Annotated in this window: 17 protein-coding genes and 1 tRNA gene; 5 read left to right on the top strand and 13 right to left on the bottom strand. The window is 66.4% G+C overall.

The window, feature by feature from the left end:
* Positions 1-5: 5 nt before the first annotated feature.
* Positions 6-302: a helix-turn-helix domain-containing protein gene (locus MP11Mi_RS13630; protein ID WP_420039441.1), complete on the bottom strand. Its 297-nt coding sequence runs from the start codon at positions 300-302 to the stop codon at positions 6-8.
* A gap of 504 nt (positions 303-806) precedes the next feature.
* Between MP11Mi_RS13630 and MP11Mi_RS13625 the strand changes: the two genes are divergently transcribed.
* Both MP11Mi_RS13625 and MP11Mi_RS13620 read left to right on the top strand, forming a co-directional pair.
* Positions 807-2,174: a J domain-containing protein gene (locus MP11Mi_RS13625; protein WP_420039440.1), complete on the top strand. Its 1,368-nt coding sequence runs from the start codon at positions 807-809 to the stop codon at positions 2,172-2,174.
* Between the two features lie 463 nt (positions 2,175-2,637).
* A complete protein-coding gene (locus MP11Mi_RS13620; protein WP_420039439.1) occupies positions 2,638-3,132 on the top strand; it encodes an FBP domain-containing protein in 495 nt (164 codons plus the stop codon).
* 39 nt (positions 3,133-3,171) lie between these two features.
* On the opposite strand, the gene MP11Mi_RS13615 is transcribed toward MP11Mi_RS13620, so the two are convergent.
* A complete protein-coding gene (locus MP11Mi_RS13615) occupies positions 3,172-4,296 on the bottom strand; it encodes a flavin-containing monooxygenase (protein ID WP_420039438.1) in 1,125 nt (374 codons plus the stop codon).
* 71 nt (positions 4,297-4,367) lie between these two features.
* Between MP11Mi_RS13615 and MP11Mi_RS13610 the strand changes: the two genes are divergently transcribed.
* Together MP11Mi_RS13610 and MP11Mi_RS13605 are read left to right on the top strand one after the other, a co-directional pair.
* Positions 4,368-4,958, top strand: coding sequence for a TetR/AcrR family transcriptional regulator (locus MP11Mi_RS13610; protein ID WP_420039437.1), 591 nt, complete (start codon positions 4,368-4,370; stop codon positions 4,956-4,958).
* The gene (locus tag MP11Mi_RS13605; protein ID WP_420039436.1) at positions 4,955-6,619 is read left to right on the top strand and encodes an MDR family MFS transporter; all 1,665 of its coding nucleotides are present in this window, start codon (positions 4,955-4,957) and stop codon (positions 6,617-6,619) included. The genes MP11Mi_RS13610 and MP11Mi_RS13605 overlap by 4 nt, the downstream gene beginning before the upstream one ends.
* On the opposite strand, the gene MP11Mi_RS13600 is transcribed toward MP11Mi_RS13605, so the two are convergent.
* The 7 genes from MP11Mi_RS13600 to dnaG form a co-directional block, all read right to left on the bottom strand.
* The gene (locus tag MP11Mi_RS13600) at positions 6,616-7,992 is read right to left on the bottom strand and encodes an ABC transporter permease (protein ID WP_420039435.1); all 1,377 of its coding nucleotides are present in this window, start codon (positions 7,990-7,992) and stop codon (positions 6,616-6,618) included. The genes MP11Mi_RS13605 and MP11Mi_RS13600 overlap by 4 nt on opposite strands.
* A complete protein-coding gene (locus MP11Mi_RS13595) occupies positions 7,989-8,747 on the bottom strand; it encodes an ABC transporter ATP-binding protein (RefSeq protein ID WP_420039434.1) in 759 nt (252 codons plus the stop codon). The genes MP11Mi_RS13600 and MP11Mi_RS13595 overlap by 4 nt, the downstream gene beginning before the upstream one ends.
* 87 nt (positions 8,748-8,834) lie before the next feature.
* The gene (locus MP11Mi_RS13590) at positions 8,835-9,479 is read right to left on the bottom strand and encodes a response regulator transcription factor (RefSeq protein ID WP_420039433.1); all 645 of its coding nucleotides are present in this window, start codon (positions 9,477-9,479) and stop codon (positions 8,835-8,837) included.
* Positions 9,476-10,645 carry a sensor histidine kinase gene (locus tag MP11Mi_RS13585; RefSeq protein WP_420039432.1) on the bottom strand — a complete coding sequence of 390 codons (1,170 nt, stop codon included), beginning with the start codon at positions 10,643-10,645 and terminating at the stop codon, positions 9,476-9,478. Before MP11Mi_RS13585 ends, MP11Mi_RS13590 begins: the two co-directional genes overlap by 4 nt.
* 1 nt (position 10,646) lies before the next feature.
* Positions 10,647-10,721: transfer RNA gene (locus tag MP11Mi_RS13580), tRNA-Ile, on the bottom strand.
* A 9-nt stretch (positions 10,722-10,730) separates the two neighbouring features.
* A complete protein-coding gene (locus MP11Mi_RS13575; RefSeq protein WP_420039431.1) occupies positions 10,731-12,749 on the bottom strand; it encodes an OPT family oligopeptide transporter in 2,019 nt (672 codons plus the stop codon).
* 135 nt (positions 12,750-12,884) lie between these two features.
* Positions 12,885-14,777 carry a DNA primase gene (dnaG, locus tag MP11Mi_RS13570; RefSeq protein WP_420039430.1) on the bottom strand — a complete coding sequence of 631 codons (1,893 nt, stop codon included), beginning with the start codon at positions 14,775-14,777 and terminating at the stop codon, positions 12,885-12,887.
* 112 nt (positions 14,778-14,889) lie between these two features.
* On the opposite strand from dnaG, the gene MP11Mi_RS13565 reads away from it, so the two are divergent.
* Positions 14,890-15,375, top strand: a complete 486-nt coding sequence (locus tag MP11Mi_RS13565; RefSeq protein WP_420039429.1) for a DUF4262 domain-containing protein — start codon at positions 14,890-14,892, stop codon at positions 15,373-15,375.
* Here MP11Mi_RS13565 and MP11Mi_RS13560 read toward each other — a convergent pair.
* From MP11Mi_RS13560 to MP11Mi_RS13545, 4 genes are read right to left on the bottom strand one after another with little or no spacing between them, the layout of a single operon-like run.
* Positions 15,350-16,336, bottom strand: coding sequence for a FecCD family ABC transporter permease (locus MP11Mi_RS13560; RefSeq protein ID WP_420039428.1), 987 nt, complete (start codon positions 16,334-16,336; stop codon positions 15,350-15,352). The two genes, MP11Mi_RS13565 and MP11Mi_RS13560, sit on opposite strands and share 26 nt — an antisense overlap.
* Positions 16,333-17,322 carry a FecCD family ABC transporter permease gene (locus MP11Mi_RS13555; RefSeq protein ID WP_420039427.1) on the bottom strand — a complete coding sequence of 330 codons (990 nt, stop codon included), beginning with the start codon at positions 17,320-17,322 and terminating at the stop codon, positions 16,333-16,335. Before MP11Mi_RS13555 ends, MP11Mi_RS13560 begins: the two co-directional genes overlap by 4 nt.
* Positions 17,319-19,013 (bottom strand): siderophore-interacting protein, encoded by a 1,695-nt coding sequence (locus MP11Mi_RS13550; protein WP_420039426.1) that lies wholly within the window; start codon positions 19,011-19,013, stop codon positions 17,319-17,321. The genes MP11Mi_RS13555 and MP11Mi_RS13550 overlap by 4 nt, the downstream gene beginning before the upstream one ends.
* Before the next feature lie 4 nt (positions 19,014-19,017).
* The gene (locus MP11Mi_RS13545; RefSeq protein ID WP_420039425.1) at positions 19,018-20,010 is read right to left on the bottom strand and encodes an ABC transporter substrate-binding protein; all 993 of its coding nucleotides are present in this window, start codon (positions 20,008-20,010) and stop codon (positions 19,018-19,020) included.
* Positions 20,011-20,089: the final 79 nt, after the last annotated feature.

Here is a 20,089-nt window from a genome sequence, read left to right as displayed (position 1 = left end):
GGTGTTTAGACGCCGTCGAACGTCTCGGAGGCGGCGTCGTCTGCCTCGGCGGCTAGGAACAACGCGCTGGGACGCATACCGAGAGCGATCGCGATGTCCCACAGGAAGTCCGAGCCAATGGACGCCTTACCTGCCTCCAGGCGGGCGATCGCCGACCTGCTCATGCCGGCGGCAGCGGCCAGTTGCTGCTGCGTCATCCCAGCAGCCTGACGCGCCCCGACGAGCGCGGCGGCCAACGCGGCCCTACGCACGGCGCGAGCGCGCCGCTGCTGCAACGTCAGATGCGTATCGGCAGTAGGCATCCCCCCAGTCTGGCATGGGTACGCGAGCGTGCTGCTGCATCTCCCCCCCTTCGAAATTGCGTAGCCCTACGGCTACGTCGATTTACAGTACGGACAATCCGACAAAGCGCAATGCGCGTCATTCACCCGACCGACCACAACAGAAGCGACACAAAGGACGTTCTGCGACACGATCCGGGACTCACCGAGCGAACACTCAACGATGACGCACAACTAGTTGTGCGATAGTCTATCTGATCCGCCCCCGAACTGGGACTTTGATGCGCTACGTCACTTCTACGCAGCACAGAGCAGGCACGTAAGAGGTGGGAATGCCCAGAATGTCAAGCACAGACTTCCGCTTCAGCGGAACAATGAACATACGTCGCGATCGCGCCAAGTACGTCACATAGGTGACTCATATCACTCCTGCAGTTTGCTTAATGTAGCCCTAGCAATACAGGATGATCCGACAAAACTATCGTTAGATAGTGGACAAAACACCACTACTTGGGGGCAGCGTTCGTGGCGCACATCAACTTGTACGAATCATTCGGCCTCGACCCGAGGGCGTCGTCGGACGACCTTTGGCGGACCTTGACCGATCGACTTGCGACGGCCACAGAGCCAGCGACGCAGCATCAGATCCAGACCGCGCGCGCGATCTTGTCGGACCCGTCGTTGCGGGCCCAGTACGATGCGCGGCTGGCCGACCCGAGCGCACCCGTGCTGGACCCGGCCGGCCTCGATCAACTCGCGGGGTCGCCATCGTGGGGTTCGGCACCGCCGCCATCGACGCCCACTCCGCCAGTGCAGAAGTCAGGTAGTAGGCCATCGGTGCCGTTAATGATCGCTGTCGGGGTCCTCGTGGTCGTCGTCGCGATCGTGGCCAGTGTCATCGTCGTGAGCAACACGTCCGATAACAGCACGGCCAACACCGCAGCATCGAGCAGCACTGAGGCCACCACAAAGGCCGGCACCAACGGGCCCACCAACGAGGCTCCAGCACCATCTGCGGTTGAGCCGACTGCACCGGTCGAGGGCGCGTACGTTGGCGCGGGCGGACCACGGCCACCTGGTGCGATCGCGTTGCCGACATACGTCAGCAAGTACGGCAAGGTGAAGTCCGCGCACCTGCTGACCCCGACAGGCGGAATCGGCTGCGACTTCCAAACCGCCGACTCCGACGGCAAACAGGGGCAGTGCGGCGTACGGAGCATGAACCGGCCCGACAGCCCACTAGGCACCGAGACGCTCGCCGGCAGCACCAAGGGCAAGTGGTTGTTCCAGTTCAAGGACAACCGCGTCGGCGACCCCGTCTCCAGTAGCGGCACCACCGGTTGGATGAACCAGCCCGCCAACGACGGCTACAAGGTCCCGGTGGTCGAATACGGCAAGCAGTACTACTTCGAAGACTGGGTGTGCGCATCAGAGATGATCGGCCTGACCTGTTGGAACACGACGACCGGATCAGGAGTATTCCTCGCGAACGAGAAGGCCGAGACCTTCGACGGCGCGGGCACGACAGCCCCGACGACGAGCGACGGGCGCAGCGGCGGAGAGACAATCGTGCTGGGCTCGATGCCGCCGAATGGCCGGGGCTACGGCACCGAGAAGCCGACCGAGGTGTACGCCGGCGGATCACCGACTAGCAGGATCACCGACGTCACCTGGTCGAGCTGGGGCGGCGACACCGCCGAGGGCACCGGCACCGGCACGTACCGAGAAGACGGCAGAGTCGGCCGGGAACAGTACATACCGGCCACCATCATCGCCTCCGATATCGGCATGTGCGACGGCAAACGCGCCTACCTCACGATCGCCTGGTACTTCCCGAGCAAGGGCGAGACAGCCAGCCCCGACCGCGAGATGAAGACCTGTTCGAGCCAGTGACGTGACCCAGGCGTGGCATGATTTCGTTCAACGTCACCCAGTCTGCGCGTACCTAGTGCCGACATAGGCGCAGACGCTGTGGAACGCCAGGTCGGGCGACCTGTCGTGGTGCGGGCGACCACCCAACGATCGGTGAAAGTCGAATGCGGGAGCGGCCCCCCGAAGCGGCGTAGCGGTCGGGTGTCGCCTCACGCAGACCAGCCGCGGTACTCACCGACATCCGAGGCATTCCTGAAGGCCGCGGCTGTCGCCCGACACCGCGGATACGTGAGTATCGGCGAGCACGAATTCGTTCGACACCGCACGAGTACGCACCTACGCTGGTCCTCGTGTCCATTCGAGTTCAGGGAGCCGACGGCGCGCACAGCGCCGCTTCCAGATGACCGCGCCCCGCAGCCGATCCGCGTGATCGGCGGCTACCGCATACCCTCATCACTCCTCTGACACGAGAAGGCCACTTGTCATGCGCACTCCCACCCAACAGCAGATCCGGTCAGCGTTCCGCGGCGCCACCAAGAGCGAAATATCGAAGGTCACGTTCCCACTCGACTTCGACGACATCGACTTCACCCACCGCGAGTTCTACGGCTGGCGTGACCGAAAGATCCCGCGTCGCGCGTACCTCGTCGTCGAACACGACGACGAACTCGTCACCCTCATGTTGAACCGCTCCGAAGCGAAACCACGTCGTCGCGCGATGTGTTCGTGGTGTCGGGACGTCGAGCTCATGGCCGACGTGCTGCTGTACTCCGTCCGACGGGCCGGATCGCGAGGCAGGCATGGCGACACTCTCGCCGTGCTGGTCTGCGAAGACTTCGGTTGCCCACAGCGCGCCCGTAAGTTGCCGCCCGCGTACCACAAAGGCACCGACCTCGATGCGGTCCGCGCCGAACAGGTGGCCGAAATGTCCCGACGGGTTCACGCGTTCGTCAGCGAGTTCCTCTCGACCGACGACTAACCGGACGCCCGACACGGTTGGGCGGCGTGCTCGTCGCGATCACGACGCGGTGAACGCGATCGCCTGACGCGCGGCACGCCGTCCCGCCCGGGTCGCGCCGAGCGTGGAGGCGCTGCGCCCATAGCCGACTAGGGACAGCCCTGGGGCCTTCACGACACTGACATCGTCGTCGGCCATCAGGACGCCGCCGCTACGTTCTCGAATCCCTAGCGGCGCAAGATGACTCAGCGACGCGCGGAATCCGGTGGCCCACAGGATCACGTCGACCCCCTCATGTGTTCCGTCGGCGAAGTCGACGCCGTCGGAGGTCAGCGCACGGATCGGTCCGCGCGAGGCGAGCACTCCCCGATCGATCGCATCGAGGACCGACGGGCTCGTGGGCAACCCAGTCTCGGCGACGACACTGCGCGGCCGAAGTCCGGCGCGGGTCCGAGCAGCCACCCGGTTCTCTACGCCGAGTCCCGCTTCGGTGTCGAACGGACACTCGCGCCAGCGGGGAGGTGTGCGGGTGGACCACAGCGTGTCGACGCCGTGCTCGTCGAGTAGTTGCACGAACTGGATCGCGGAGATCCCGCCGCCCACGACGAGCACCCGCCGTCCGACGAAGTCGCCGGGGTCGGTGAAGTCTCGGGTGGTCAGTTGTTGCCCACCGAAACGGCCGCGATACCACGGCACGTACGGTTGATCCCAGGTGCCGGTTCCGGAGATGACGGCTCCGGCCGCATATTCGCGGCGAGCACCGTCGGGATGCACAGCGACGATGCGGAAGTGCGCGTCCTGATCGTCGACGGCCCGCACCGAGCGCACCCGCCACGGGCGCTGCACCCCGAGCGCCTGCTCCTGTTCGTATCGCCCGTAGTAGCGCTTGACCACTTCCCTAGCGGGTTCTGCGGGATCGGCCACGCCGAGCGGCGAGTCCGGTAGGTCGTGCAGGCCGTTGACATGGTCGAACGTCAATGCGTCCCACCGATGGCTCCACGCGCCGCCCGCCGTCGAGTTCGCGTCGAGTACTTCGAGGTCGACGCCCGGCCGCAGACCTGCGCGCTTGAGGTAGTAGGCGGCCGACAGACCGGCCTGTCCCGCGCCGACGACGACGACCCGGCGGCGCAGGACACCCGAGTCCGCTAATGGATTCACCTCGGTGACAACCGAATTCTCCGCCACTGCATTCCGCGTCAGTCAGGTCCGTCACTCTCACTTGCGGAAGAATGTTGCACTCGTGCAATAATGCACTAGTGCAAGAAACTCATGGGGGTCTCCGGGACCGGCAACGAGCCGAGACACTGCTCCGTCTGCACAATGCGGCCATCGATCTCGTCCAGGAGAACGGTCTCACCGAGACGACGGTCAGCGCCATCGCCGATCGCGCGGGCGTCTCGCGCCGAACGTTCTTCAACTACTTCGCGAGCAAGGAAGACGCCGTGCTCGGCGCAGGCGAGCCGACGATCCCGGCCGACGCCGTCGACCATCTATTCGACGGTCCCGGGCAATTCGAGCGTGCGGTGCGGATCGTCTTCTCGGTCGCGTCGAGCGCCCGACGCGTCCGGAACCGACCGGCCGAACGGCACGCCCTCATCCTGGCCCATCCCGAGCTCAAAGCCCGGACACAGGATCACGCCATGGCGGCCCACGAACTCCTGGCGAAGGCACTCGCCGAGCGCTACGACGGCGACGAGGCCGACCGGGCCTTAGCTCTGCTGCTGCTCGCCATGGCCGTCATGCGCTTCGCTCACGGACGAGACCCCGACGTCTTCGACAACCCCGACTCACCTGCTGTCGGCGCCGCGATCAACGTCTTCCGCACTACCATCAAGGACCTTTCATGACTTCGACCGACGCGGCCACCCCGCCATCGGCCTCGGGCACCCCGACCGGGATGTCACAGAAGAACATCATCCTGCTGTTCATCGGCTTGATGATCACGATGCTGCTGGCATCACTCAACCAAACAGTCCTGTCGACGGCACTGCCGACCATTGTCGGCGAACTCGACGGCGTCGACCAGATGACCTGGGTGATCACCGCTTATATCCTCGCGATGACGATCGTGATGCCCGTGTACGGCCGGATCAGCGACCTCATCGGCCGCAAACCCGCGCTGCTCTTCGCGATCAGCGTGTTCATGGTCGGTTCCGTCGTCGGCGCGCTCGCAGGCAACATCATCTGGCTGATCGTCGGCCGCGTCGTCCAGGGTCTCGGCGGCGGCGGGCTCATCATTCTGGCGCAGGCCGCAATCGCCGACGTCGTCTCTCCGCGCGACCGCGGACGCTACATGGGATTCATGGGCGCCGTCTTCGCGGTGGCATCGGTCGCCGGACCGCTCCTGGGCGGTTGGCTCACTGAAGGTCCCGGCTGGCGTTGGGCGTTCTGGATGAACATTCCACTCGGAGCCCTCGCGATCGCCGCGACGATCGCATTCATGCGTCTACCCAAGCCCGACCACGCAGAGCGACCCAAGCTCGACTATCTGGGCATGGGGCTGGTCGCCGCCGCGACCACGACACTCGTCCTGATGTGCACGTGGGGCGGCCACACTTACGACTGGATCAGCCCGCAGATCATCGGCCTCGGTGTCGCGACCATCATCCTCGCCGTCGCATTCGTGATCGCGGAGAAGCGCGCCGACATGCCCGTGATCCCGCTGCAGTTGTTCGGCAACCGCAACTTCGTCCTCGTCACGATCGCGGCCCTGATGGTCGGCATCGCGATGTTCGGCGCCCTCGGCTACATGCCGACGTACATCCAGATGGTCACCGGCGTCGACGCGACCGTCGCGGGCCTCTACATGACCCCGATGATGGGCGGTCTGCTGATCACCTCGATCATCTCCGGCCAGTTGATCTCGCGGTTCGGAAAATACAAGCGGTACCCGCTCGCAGGCGCCGTCGTCCTCGGCATCGCGCTCGCACTCATCTCGACCATGCACCCGTCCACGCCGAACTGGCAGATGTGCATCTATCTGGCGATCTTCGGCGTCGGCCTCGGTCTCATCATGCAGATCCTCACCCTGATCGTGCAGAACGAGTTCCCCGGAGCGTTCGTCGGCACGGCGACCGCCGCCAACAACTACTTCCGTCAGGTCGGTGCGACGCTGGGTTCGGCGATCGTCGGTTCGATCTTCGCATCGCGTCTGGTCGACCTACTCAAGGAGAACCTCGGCGGCTCCGCCGATAAGCTCAGCAGTTCTGGTGGCGGACAGAACAGCCTGACCCCGGCCCTGGTCGACTCGCTGCCCGACCAGATCCGGATGCCGATCGTCGAGTCGTACAACGACGCACTGCTGCCGATCTTCCTGTTCTTCGTCCCGCTCGCCGTCATCGCCTTGATCGCTCTGCTCTTCGTCGACGAACGCCCACTGTCGACCAAGGTCCGCGGCGAAGCCGAAGTGGAAGGCCTCGGCGAAGGTCAGGTGCTCCCCGAGCCATTCGAGATCCCCGACAACATCGACGACGAGACCTCCACGGAGGTTCGGACGCCCGCACCCTAGGCGACGGCCAGCGCGTCGACGGGTGAGACTGCGACGGCCCGTCGACTCGGCGGGAGTGAGGCGGCGAGCACCAGGACGATGGTGCACGCGACGATAGTCAGGAGCGCTGGCACCGGTAAGCCGATCGAGAAGCCGCCGGTCATGGCGCCGACGAGCGACTGCGCGCCGACTGCGCCCAGCACCACTCCGAGCAGCAGCCCGAACACCACTGCGGTCCCGCTGAGCGCCACCGATTCGAGGGTGATCATCGACCGGATCTGCCGGCCGGTGAACCCCATGGCGCGCAGCATGCCGATCTCGCGGGTCCGGCTGATCACGGTCAGTGACATGGTGGACACGAATCCGACCGCCGCGATGACCGCCGAGATCGCGATCATGGCGATCAGTACGCTCGACGTCACCGATAGCACCTGTCGAGTCTCGCGGACCTCATCGGGTGTCAGCCCTTCCCAGCTGTGCACCGATTCGGTGAGCGCCCGCATCCCGCCCGCAATCGTCGTCACCAGGGTCACCCCGATGAGCAGTCCAATCGTCGACCGGGTGGTCCGCTGCGGATCGCTGACCGCGTTCTTTCTAGCGATGACCGCCGACGGCGAACTGCCGACCAACCGCCCGGCGAGTGCGACGAGACCGGGCACGATGCGGCCCGCGCCGAGCATGATCCCGACCGCGAGGACCGCCGACCCGATGAAGGCGACGGCGAATCCGGCCGTGCTCGCGTTCTCGCCGAGATAGCAGGCTCCGACGAGCAGGACCGCTCCCCCAGCGATGAGGACGGCTCCGACGAGGTCGCGCAGCCACGATCGGACGGCGCGGGTCGACCGGACCGCAGTCGCGCTCGACAGTGCCGAGCGCGATCCGATGTAGGCCGCGCCGACGGCGGTGGCGACGACAGCGAGCGCCCCGAGCACGACGAGTGGCGGCAGGACGTCGTAGTGCGCGCGCGGCAGCGTGCCGCGCCGGACGAGCATCACTCGGCCGATCCATGCACCGGCGACGCCCACGACGGCACCGACCACCGCACCGACCGCCGCGACCTTCGCGACAGCGGAGACTAGGGAGTCGCGTAACTGGCTGCTGCTGGCGCCGACGAGTCGGAGCAGACCGAGTTCCTTGCGTCGTCCCGCGATCACCGTGTCGACACCGTTACCGATGACGACGGCGGCGACGAACAACGCGATCATGATGAACACGCCCGCCACAACGTCGAAGAGCAGACCGACGCTTCCGCCTTCGGTTCTCGCCATGGTGCTCAGGATCGTTGACGCACAGATCAATGTCGTCGCGTACAGGGAGCTGAGTCCGCAGACGACGCCGACCGCCGAAAGTTCACGAAGCGACCCGACCGTCAGGCGCGAACTGGTCGCCCTCATGCTGCCGCCCCCTGCAACGTGATGAGCAGGTCGGAGATCTGTCGAGGGTCCAGGCCCCGATACTCGCCGACGATGGCGCCGTCGGCCAGTACGAGGATGCGGTCGGCGTACGACGCGGCGACGGGGTCGTGAGTGACCATCGCGATGCCCTGCCCGTACTCGCGGGCCGCCGTCGTCAACAGGGTGAGGACTTCGCGGCTCGTCCGGGTGTCGAGGGCTCCGGTCGGCTCGTCGGCGAGGATGATCGTCGGACGTCCGGCGAGCGCACGCACGATGGCGACGCGCTGTTGCTGCCCGCCGGACAGCTCGGACGGGAGGTGCCCGAGTCGGTCGCGCAGGCCGAGGGAGGTCACCAGGTGGGCGATCCACGACTCCTGCTCGGTGGTCGGTCGGTGTCCAGCGAGGACGAACGGCAGCCGGATGTTTTCGTCAGCGGTCAAGGTCGGCACAAGATTGAACGACTGAAAGACGAAGCCGATCATGGTGCGGCGCAGAATGGTCCGCGCGGTGTCACCGAGGCCGACGATTGGGTTGGCGCCCAACCAGATCTGACCGGCCGACGCCTCGTCGAGACCGGCCATCACGTTCATTAGCGTCGACTTGCCGGACCCGGATGGGCCCATGATGGCGGTGAACTCACTCCGGTTGATGTCGACGCTCACGTCGCGGAGCGCATGGATCGGATTGGCTGGGTCGCCGTACGTGCGGGACACCTTGCGGAGGGTGACCGCCGCGGTGGGTTCGATACTGTTCATATCTCAACGCTATGGCTCTGAACTGCACGAACGCATCCGCCGGAGGGGTGGTTAGGCGTACATCTCGCGATGTACGCCCGGTGTGTTTCACACCAGGTCGTGCTCGTACGCGTACACCACGAGTTGTACGCGGTCACGCAGCCCCAATTTGGCGAAGATCCGTGAGATGTGGGTCTTGACGGTCGCTTCGGACAAGAACTCAGCCGCCGCGATCTCGGCGTTCGACAGCCCACGGGCGGCCCGTACGAGAATCTCTCGTTCCCTCGGCGTCAGTCCGTCGTATTCGGGTCCGGGTTCGGTGGCGCGCCGCGTGCGATGCCGTTCGAACAGTTGACGGGTGGCCGACGCGGCGACAACCTGGCTCCCGTCGGCGACGGCACGGACGGCCGCGAGCAGGAAGTCGGGCTGTGCGTCTTTCAGGACGAACCCGCTGGCACCCGCTTCGATGGCCGATGCGGCGGCCTCGTCGACGTCGAACGTCGTGAGCACGAGAATGCGTGGAGCCGCGTCGCCCAATTCTCGGACCAGCGCCGATGTAGCGGTGATGCCGTCGACGCCGGGCATCCGCACGTCCATCAGAATCACGTCGGGCCGCGCGGTGGCAACCATCGTCGCCACGCCGAGTGCCGACGACTCCTGGGCGACCACCTCGATGTCGGGTTGGCTCTCCAAGATCATCGCGATGCCGCCGCGGAACAACGGCTGGTCGTCGACGAGGGCGACACGGATCATCGGGTGAGTCCTTCCGAGGCGGGTACGGTCAGGACGACGAGCCAGCCGTCGTCGGTTCGAGTGCTCGACAGGCTGCCGCCGACGTGGGCGGCGCGCTCGGTCATCCCGATGATGCCGTGTCGCGCACCGCCCGGTGCGAGCGGGTCAGTGGCCACCGTGTTGCCGACGGTGAGCCGACACCCGTCGGTCCAGTCGTGCGCAACCCGCACCGGCCGCGCGAGGTCACCGTATTTGAGCGCATTGGTCAGTGCCTCGGTGAGGATCGCATGGGCGACGTGGACGGTCACCACGTCTGTGTCGTCGGCCGAACCCGTCTCGGTCGCCTCGATCGTCATCCCCGCGGCCCGCATCCGCGCGAACAGCTGGTCGCGGTCGATTCGGCTCACTTCACCGACCGTCTCGGTGCTGCGCAACTCCTCCAGTACGGTGCGCACGTCGGCGAGCGCGTCCCGAGCGGTGTCGGCGATGATGCCGAGAGCATCCCGCGCCGCATCGGGGTTCGCGGCGAGCGTGTACTTGGCGCCCTCGGCCTGCGCGATGACGACGGCGAGTGAATGCGCGACCACGTCGTGCATGTCCCGGGCCAACCGTGCCCGCTCGGACTGCTCGCCGTACCGATCGAGCACCCGTCGCCGTTCCAGTTCTGCGATCGTCTCGCTCACCTCGGCCGCCGCCACACTTCGCCGCTGGTATCCGACGAAGCCCGCCGTCCATCCGCCGACGACGAAGACCGCACTGCCGACGATCCCGAACGCCGTCCCCCACACGGCGCTGCCGTCGCCGACCTCGAAGTCGCCGTACGCATGCGGCACGACCGCGCCGGCGACGATCGAACCGACGACCGCGACGGCGAACGAGCCTTTCCGGACGCGCTGGTCGGGGTGTCCGCCCGCGGTGAAGAACATCGGCGCGTACATCACCGACAGCGCGGTGACCGACAGCGTCGCGACCTGGACCACTGCGGACGCGACCGCAGCGGTCATCATCACGCTGGGCGCCACGCGTCGGAGGGCGAGCGCGATCGCGATGAGTCCGCCCGCGACGTACAGCTGCGGGCCCATCCCCGCGTTGGATGCCGCAACCACGAGTCCGACGAGTACCGCGACCACGAGGTCGAAACCCACCGACGATCGACGCAGGTCGGGCGCGGCCAACGGGTCTCTCACGTGCCCCGTGTCGGGCTCGAACCGACGAATAACCGCTTTATGAGAGCGGGGCCTTAACCAACTTGGCTAACGGGGCGGTCCCACATTACCGGGACATCTCCGTGAAGTCGCGCTGGGCCCGCTGCTGCGTGTACCGGTACAGGCCACCAACGAGCAGGACGAACACGATGATGCCGACGATCTGTGCCGAATCGCCATAGCCGTCGCCGACCACCGACAGCGGTGCGTCGTTGCCGGTCGCCGCGACGATGCCGGCGAAGATCACCCCGTAGATGCTCTCGCCGACGATCAGGCCGGTCGCGAGGAGAACGCCGAGCCGCTTCTTACGTGTCCCGTCGACGGCGTCGCGGTCGGCCCACTTGTCGTAGTAGCGGCCGATGAATGCGCCGATCGGGATCACCAGCGTCAACGCCATCGGAAGGTACATGCCCATGCCGACGGCAAGCGGCGGCAGACGCAGACTCGTCGTGCCGCGTTTGAGTGCTTCGTCGACGACGATGACGCCGACACCGATGAGCGCGCCCAGCCCGATGAGCGCCCAGTTGAGGTCGCCGCCGAACACGCCTTTGGCTAATGTCGCCATCAGGTTCGCCTGCGGAGCGGACAGGGTGCCGTCGGCGCCGTTGGCGTTGGTGCCGCCGACGAAGCCGAACGCATTGTTCATCAGGCTCAGGATCGGCGGGATGATCGCCGCACCGAAGAGCACACCGACGATGAGGGCCACCTGCTGCTTCCACGGCGTGGCACCGACGAGCTGTCCAGTCTTGAGGTCCTGGAGGTTGTCGTTCGAGATGGTTGCGACACCGAACACCACGGCAGCGGTGAACAGCGTGTAGGCGACGAGCGCATCGATTTCCGATTGGTCACTCGTCGACCCGTGCGTCACCTTGATCAGTAGTGCCGCACACAGCACGACGAGGATGCCGACACCCGAGATCGGACTGTTGGACGAACCGATCAGACCGGCCATGTATCCGCAGACTGCGGCGACGACGAGTCCGATGACGAGGACGAACACGATGCTGACGGCCACGATGCCGCCGAGCGAGTCGGAGATGTGCGAGTCCGCGGCAAAGTCCCACAGCAGCCAGCCGATCGGGATCATCGCGATCACGACGGTCAGCCCGACCCACTGGATCGGGATGTCGCGTTCGGTGATGTCAACCTCGGTGCCGCCCTTGCGCGCCTTCGCGCTCGCCATGGCAGCGATGATGCCCTTGAGGATGGGACCGATGACGGTGACGAGCGTCCAGACCGCGGCGACGGCGATCGCGCCCGCGCCGACCATCCGGACTTCGTTGGAGAAGACGCTGTCGACGAAATCGAGAAGCGACTCACCGCCCTGCCCCGCGCCCCACGTGCGGATCGGCAGCATGACGAAGAACGAGATCACCAGGCCGACGAGCATCGCGATGCCCACCGCGACGCCGACGAGGTGACCGACGCCGATGAGAGCGAGCGACAGGCTGCCGCTGAGCATAGTGGCTCCCGATCCGACCTTGAATGCGACGGACGCTTCGGTCGCGAGCAGCTTCAACGACCCCAGCAAGGAGAACAGGGCGGCTCCGAGTGACCCGACGACGATGGCCCGCATGCCGCCGCGATTCTGGTCAACCCCCTTAGTGCCGTCACCGGGCTCACGGTCGGTCGCCGCTTCACCGACTTTGAGGACCTCCGCGGCGGCGACACCTTCGGGGTATGGCAGATCCGATCCGGTGACGAGCGCTCGCCGCACGGGAATCGAGTACATGACGCCGAGGACGCCGCCAATCGCGCAGACCGCGACCGTCGTCCAGTACGGGAATCCGCTCCACCAGCCGATCATGATGAGACCGGGCAGCACGAACACGATCGCCGACAGGGTGCCCGCAGCGGACGCGATCGTCTGGACGATGTTGTTCTCGACGATCGAATGATCGCGGAAGTACCGGAGCACCGACATCGAGATGACGGCGGCGGGGATGGCGGTGGCGAACGTCAGTCCGACTTTCAAGCCGAGGTAGACGTTGGCGGCGGTGAACACGAGTGTGATGAGTCCACCGAGGACGATGGCGCGGCCGGTCAGCTCGCGCGCCGTCGACCGCGCCTTAGTAGGTGCAGACAAGTTCTTCTCCCAACGGGTTGCACTTCACGTCCGCGCCGAGGTCGTCGGCGCTGAACGAAACACGGTGTTACACGTTAATTCCCGTGTCGCCGGCGCGTGCAGGACCTCTCCGAATCGGGGGTCTTTGCCCGAATGTCAGGCACCGGCCTCGAACGTCTGCTCGAGGAGGCTCCGCCGGTACGCTTCGAGTGCGACGAGGTCTCCGAACAGCGCGTTGTACCCGTCTGCGTCGCCGCCCGGGGACATGCGACGCAGCTTCGACTTGATGTCGGCGATCTGCGAACCGATCCACACCTCCTGGGAGCGGGCCAGAACGCTCGAGATGTACCGCGGGATCTTGTCCTCCTCCACCGGCATCGACTCCACCGCGAGTTCGGTGACGAGCGGTGTGAACGCTTGATCGTCGACTGCCTGGATCACCGCGTCGACCCACGTGGGGCCGCTGAATCCACTCGCGGCACCGCCCGCTGCCGCGATCGCCTCGCGCAGCCGCAGGTACGCCGGGTCCGAGAAGCACTCACCCGGCAGGGAGTCGAAGACCGTGCCCGCGATCGACGGGTACTGCAGTGCCGCTTTGAGGGCTTCGCGCTGCGCCCACAGTCGCGGATCGTTGGGCAGGGGTCGCGCGGTGGGCGGCGGCGACATCGCCTCCGGGCGCACCCGCCCACGGCCGGCGCGCCCGTTCTGCCTGCCGCGACCGGACTTGGCCATGCCGCGCACCCGGGAAAGCACCTGGCCGACGTCGTCCCAGCCGACCCAGCCGGCGAGTTGTCGGGCGTACTCGTCGCGGAGTGCGACGTCGCGAATCCTCGACACCACCGGCACGGTGTCGCGCAATGCGGCGACCCGCCCTTCGGCGGTATCGAGGTCGTGTTTACGCAGCAGCGCCTTGATGGCGAACTCGAACATGGGGATGCGGCGCGCGATGAGGTCGCGGACGGCGGCGTCGCCCGACCGCTGGCGTAGATCGCACGGGTCCATGCCGTCGGGGGCGACGGCGACGAATGTCTGGCCCGCGATCGACTGTTCGCCTTCGAACGCCTTGAGTGCGGCCGCCTGCCCCGCCTCGTCTCCGTCGAAGGTGTAGATCACCTCGCCGCGGAAGTACGAGTCGTCCATCATCAGGCGGCGGATCAGCGCGAGGTGGTCCTCACCGAACGCGGTGCCGCACGAGGCGACGGCGGTGTGCACCCCTGCCGCCTGCATCGCCATGACGTCGGTGTATCCCTCGACGACGACCACCTGGTGGCCTTTCGCGATGGATTTCTTCGCGAGGTCGAGCCCGAAGAGCACCTGCGACTTCTTGTACAGCATGGTCTCCGGCGTGTTCATGTACTTGCCGAGTTGGTCGTCGTCGAACAGTTTGCGCGCGCCGAACCCGATGACGTCGCCGCCCAGGTTCCGGATCGGCCACAGGAGGCGACGGTGGAATCGGTCGATGGGACCTTTGCGTCCCATCTTCGACAGGCCCGCGGCCTCCAGCTCCGCGAAGGTGAATCCCTGCGACTGCAGCGCGTGAGTCATCGTGTCCCAGCCTGCGGGCGCATATCCGCAGCCGAAGGTCTGCGCGCTCGCACCGTCGAATCCGCGCCCGGCGAGGAAGTCACGAGCGGCCTGGGCGTCGGGGGTGCGGAGTTGTTCGGCGTAGTACCGCTGTGCGGCCGCGTTCACCGCGACGAGGCGGGCGCGGGTGCCGCGGTCACGGTTGATCGCCGTCCCGCCGCCCTCATAGTTGATGCGGTAACCGATCCGGTCGGCTAGCTGTTCGACGGCTTCGACGAACCCGACGTGCTCCTGCTTCTGCAGGAACGAGTAGACGTCCCCGCCCTCACCGCACCCGAAACAGTGGAAGTGTCCGTGGTTGGGGCGGACGTGGAACGACGGACTCTTCTCATCGTGGAACGGGCAGAGGCCCTTCATACTGTCGGCGCCCGCGTTGCGGAGGGCCACGTAGTCGCCGATGACGTCCTCGATACGCGTCTGTTCACGGATCGCCGTGATGTCGCTATCTGGAATACGTCCTGGCACGCCACCACTGTAGCCACTCGCGTCAGCCGCTCTCCTGGCGACACAGTTCTGTCGGACCCGACTCCTATAGTTGCTCTCAGATCGAACACATGAACGAACAAAGGAGTCAACCATGTGTGAATTCGACCCCCGCTGCACCGGGTCCGACGATCTGATCGGTCACGCACTGTCGCTGATCGCTTCCGGGTCGTGGGCGGTGACCGGAGTGTACGGCGACGAGTCGTCCGCGCCAGTGGCGTACACGTCCGGGCTCACCGAGCTCGGACGCCCCGAACTCGTCATCACCGGAGTCGATCCCGAACACGCGGGCGCCGTACTCAACGAGGCCGCCGCGCGCGCGGTGTTGGCACCCGGCTTCGGCGCGGGCTCGACGATCGACGGCATGCGATCGACGAACGGCTACCAGCTGACCGCAATCGACGTGATCGACGCGTCCCCGATGCGGGTGACGTCACTGCTGTTCGGCCAGTCGTTCCAGGCGGTGCAGTTGGTCTGGCCCGACCGTGACGGCCGACTGCCGTGGGACCGTGGTTACGCGCTCGTTCCGGACGAGCAGCCGTTGCTCGGCGTAGCTACTCCCTCAGCAGGAGCCAAATGAGGTAGAGGCCGCCCAAGGTGACGGTCACCGCACCGACCGGTGGGGACACGTCGCCGAGAAGGTGTTGCGCAGTCAGGTCGCCGACAGACAGTGCGGCCGCCCCGACAAGGGCCGACCCGGTCACGCTCAACGATGGGCTGCGCATCACGCGCTTCGCGATTTGCGGAGCCGCCAGCGAGACGAACGCGATCGGGCCGGCGACCGCGGTCACGATCGCGGTGAACACAACACCGACGAGAACCATCACGAGTTTGGTCCGCTCCACGCGAACACCAAGGGAAGCGGCAGTCTCCTCCCCGAGTTCGAATGCTCGCATCGCATGCGACAGTGGCGGAAGCGCGCACGCCAGGATGAGCGCGATACAGGTGACTGCGACCAGCGGAGTCCACGTCATTCCCTTGAGGCTGCCGGCACCCCAGATAGCGGCGCGCATCGACTCGTCGAGGTCGGCGCGGACCGCGAACCAATGGTTGAACGACGACAGCACCGCGCTGACGGCGATCCCGACAATGATCAGCCGGAATCCGGCGAGGCCGCCGCGGTAGGCGAACACGAACACCGCAAGCGCGGCGACGATGCTGCCGATGACCGCACCGATCGCGACTTCACCGAACCCGGAGCCGCCGACCATGAGGACGACGATGACGCCGGTGTAGGCGCCCGAGTTAAGTCCGATGACGTCCGGACTACCGAGTGCGTTCCGAGTGAGGGACTGGAAGATCATTCCGCTGACGCCGAGGCAGGCACCGAACACAGGAGCCGCCAACGCGCGCGGAGCACGCCAGTCGAAGACGAGACGATCGCGTGCGCTCCCGTCTTCGGTCAGCAGGTCTATCAGGTCCGCGACCGTCAGACCCGACCGTCCGACCATCAACGACACGGCGACACAGGCGACGATCACCACGATGGTCACGACGTTGACGGTCCATGTCCGCGGGCTCACCGCCGTCCGGGGCGTCACAGCTTCGCCTTCCGTCGCACCAGCCAGATCAGGATCGGTGCGCCGATCACCGGCATCACCACACCGACCTGCAGTTCGGCCGGCCACACCACCAGCCTGCCGACGATGTCCGCGGCGAGCAGAAGCGACGGGCCGATCACAGCCGAGAACACGATCACCCAGCGCTGGTCGACGCCCGAGACGAGGCGGACCGCGTGGGGCACCATGAGCCCGACGAAGGCGATCGGGCCCGCGGCAGCCGTCGCCGCACCGCACAGTAGGACCAGGGACACGAGCCCGGCGATCCTCGTGGTGTGCACGCGGGCGCCAATGGATCGGGCGACGTCGTCGCCGAGGGCGAGCGCATTCAACGACCGCGCACCCGCGAACGCCAGCACCAAGCCGACGACGATGAACGGCGCGATGAACTCGACGGTCCCCGTCGGCCGATCCGCGATGGTTCCGACTCCCCAGAAGCGAACGTGCTCGAAGCGTGCGGGGTTCACCAACGACAGGCTCTGACTCACGCCGTTGAACACCGCGGTGACCGCGACACCGACGAGGGTAAGTCGCAACGGTGTGGCCCCGCCCGCTCCCCGCGCGGATACCGCGGCCACCAGGATCGCGGCGACGACGGCTCCAACCAGGGCGAGCCAGATGAACTCCTCGATCTCGGTCAGCCCTAAGTAGGCAACGCCGACAGCGACCGCCAACCCGGCTCCGGCGTTGACCCCGAGAATGCCGGGGTCGGCGAGCGGATTCCGGGTGATCGCCTGCATGAGGGCGCCCGCGACGCCGAGGCCCGCGCCGACCATGATCCCGATGAGCGTGCGGGGCACGCGGACGTCGGCGACGGTGATGTGGTCGATGCTGCCGTCCGATCCTCGCAACGCGTCCCACACGGTCGACAGCGGCAGGTGCGCGGTGCCGACCGCGAGGCTGAGCACGCACAGTCCCGCAAGGAGGACGAGCGCCACCGCCAACGCGGCGAATCGCCGGGTTCTCACGGGGTCTTGGGGTCCCTCCGCAGCGTGATGGCGGTCGTCCCCCACCCGACGGACACAGTGTCGGTCGCCGTCCATTCGGCGGACGCCGCGAGCTCCGCGACGCGGGCGTCATCACGCGGTGCGGACCCGACAGTCGCCAGTTGAATTAGTGCGTGTTCAGCCGGGTCGCCGCCGAGCCCGTCCGGCGACGTCGACTCGATGACGACTGCCTCCCCGGTCACGTCGCGCAGGTCGCGGAGGAACGCTTCGACCTCCTCGTCGGTGCGGTTCGCGAGCGCGTCGACGCACACTACGGCGTCGTACGTCTGCGTGAGCGGTTCGACGGTGCGGCCGACCCCGTCGGCGACTACGTCGGCACCGGGGCCGCAGAACCCGAGCCGCTGTCGGGTGAACACGGGCAACCTGGTGATCGCGGGCAGTAGGTATACGCGGCCCGAGCTGCGGTCCACCAGTTCGTCACTGACTTCCTCCTGGGCGGCCGCGGTCTCGGCGAACGTCTGTCCGGTCCGCACCTGCCACGCCGGGCGCCCCGTGCCGAGCGCGTCGGCGAGATCGGCCAGCGCCAACATCTGGTCGGCGGATACCCCGTCGAAGTCCTCGGCGACATGCTCGTCGGCGAGTAGCGTCTCGCCGGTGTCGGTCAGCCACAGTGCGCCGTCGCGGTCGAGGAGAACATCGCATGCGAGCAGCACGTCGACGAGCGGAGCCTGCTCGGTGAGGCTGGACCGACGAGGATGCTCGACGTCGATGGCTTCCAATAGTCCCGACCGTAGTGCCGCGCGCACCGCGAACCAGGTGACGGGAGACGTGACCAGCGGCAGCGTCGCGGTCGCCTGTGGGCGGTCGTCTGGCGCGGTCTGCGGTTCGACGTCCGTCAGATGCCAGTAGCCGGTGATGTCCCGATGGGATTTGGGCGTGTCGAGCTGGCGTGACGCGAACTTTCGAATCGGCAGGAGTGCCCGGCTCTCCGCGGCCGCCCAGACGTATGGCCGCCCGGGGAGCGGCGTCACATCGGCGACGGCCGCGGCGAGGATCTCGCGATCGCCTGCCGCTGCGACGACCCAAGTGATCTCGTCGTCGGGGCCGAGACAGAAGTCACGGCGCGCCGACTCGTCGCCGACGGCCAACACGATTCGTGCGGGCACGTCGACGGGTCGCTCGGCCAGGAACCGCTCGACGGCGGGCTGGGCGGTCTCGTCACCGGCCAGGAGAATCCAGTCGACGTCGTCGGGTATCTCGGTCGACGACTTGGGGCCGACGAACCACAGTTCGTCGCCCGGACGCGCCGCACAGGCCCACGTCTCACCGATGCCGGCCGCCGGGCCGTGCCCCTGGCCCGCACCTGCCGTGTGAACGACGAAGTCCAACGTCAGTTCACCGCGCTCCAGGTCGACTTGGACGGGTGTGTAGTCCCTCGTCTCGAGGGCTTCCGACGCCCGCCACTCGATCCCCTGCTCGACCTGTTTCGGCAAGACGTCGGCGACGTCGCCGCTCGACGCGAAGATCAGTTTGACGTGGTCGTCGAAGCCCGGGCAGACGAGCGCGGGCAAGGTCAGCCCGTCGCGTTCGAACTCCCGAAGCTCCGGACCACCCAACCTCACCCGCCGCATCCGCGGTGTGATCGGTTCGGTACTCGACACAGTGAGCCGCCGCAGGGTGAGTGGGAGCGGGACGATACGGCGTTGTGCCATGAGGCTACTTCTTTCCAAACTTCGCCTCGATGATGTCCAGGGTCTTCATCGCTTCATCGAAGTCGCTGCGCTGCGTCCAGTACGGCAGGTCGTAGGCCTGGTTCTTTTGGAACGACGGCAGCGCCGCCCAGATCGGCTGTTTGCGCATCTGCTCGATCGACGTGACGTCGGCATTGAATCCAGCGGCGAACAGGGTCGGCTGGGTCAGTACCTGACCGATCTGTTCGGTCGACAGCTCAAAGCTGTCGCCGTCCTTGGTGTACGGCTGATACTTGCCGGTCGCGAACAGCGGTGCGGGACGGAAGCCGACCTTGGCGAACTCCTTCGGGAGGCCGCGGTCTTCGATGAGAACGTATGCTCGGCCGTCGGCGAGCATCGACAAGAACACCGATTCGCCCTCAGGCACCGTGATGTTGCTCTTGACCTTGTCGATACGGGCGTCGTACTCCTCGACGGCGTCCTGGTACACCTCAGGCTTACCGAAGACTTTGTCGGCGATGAACTCGTACTGCGACTGCCACTCGGTGAGGTCGTCGCCGACGACGACGGTCGGCGCGATCTTGCTCAACTCGTCGTATGCGGCGGTGGCGTGCTTGAAGGGGAAGCCGATGCCGCCCGCGATGATCAGGTCGGGGTCCTGCTCGAGAATCGCTTCCATGTCGAAACCGTCGACGCTCCACGGGAGCAGGACGGTGCCTTGCTCCTTCGCGTCGTCGGCCCACTGCTCGGCGAATTCGCCCTTCTCATCGGTCGCTTCGGTGGTGGTCGCCACGACGGGGACGTCGAGGTCGTAGAGGTAGCCGGCCAGTGCATAATTCAGCACGACGACCCGCTCTGGGTTCGCCGGGATCCGCACGTCACCGTTGATGGTCGGTACCACTCGCTCACCGCCGTCAGAATCGGCGGAGTCGTCGGCCGACGAGCAACCGGCGACGGCGAGGACGAGAACCGTCAGGAGCGCGAGAATCGCTGCTCCGGAGGCACGAAGGGGACGCATGTGAACCTACTTGTCGTTGTCTGTCAGGCGAGGCCTATTAGGCTAGACTAAGCTAATCGTATTTTCGGGTGAGTTCGGT

This window comes from Gordonia abscondita (assembly GCF_032711245.1).
Classification (GTDB): domain Bacteria; phylum Actinomycetota; class Actinomycetes; order Mycobacteriales; family Mycobacteriaceae; genus Gordonia.
This window is presented reverse-complemented; position numbering and strand designations above follow the sequence as displayed.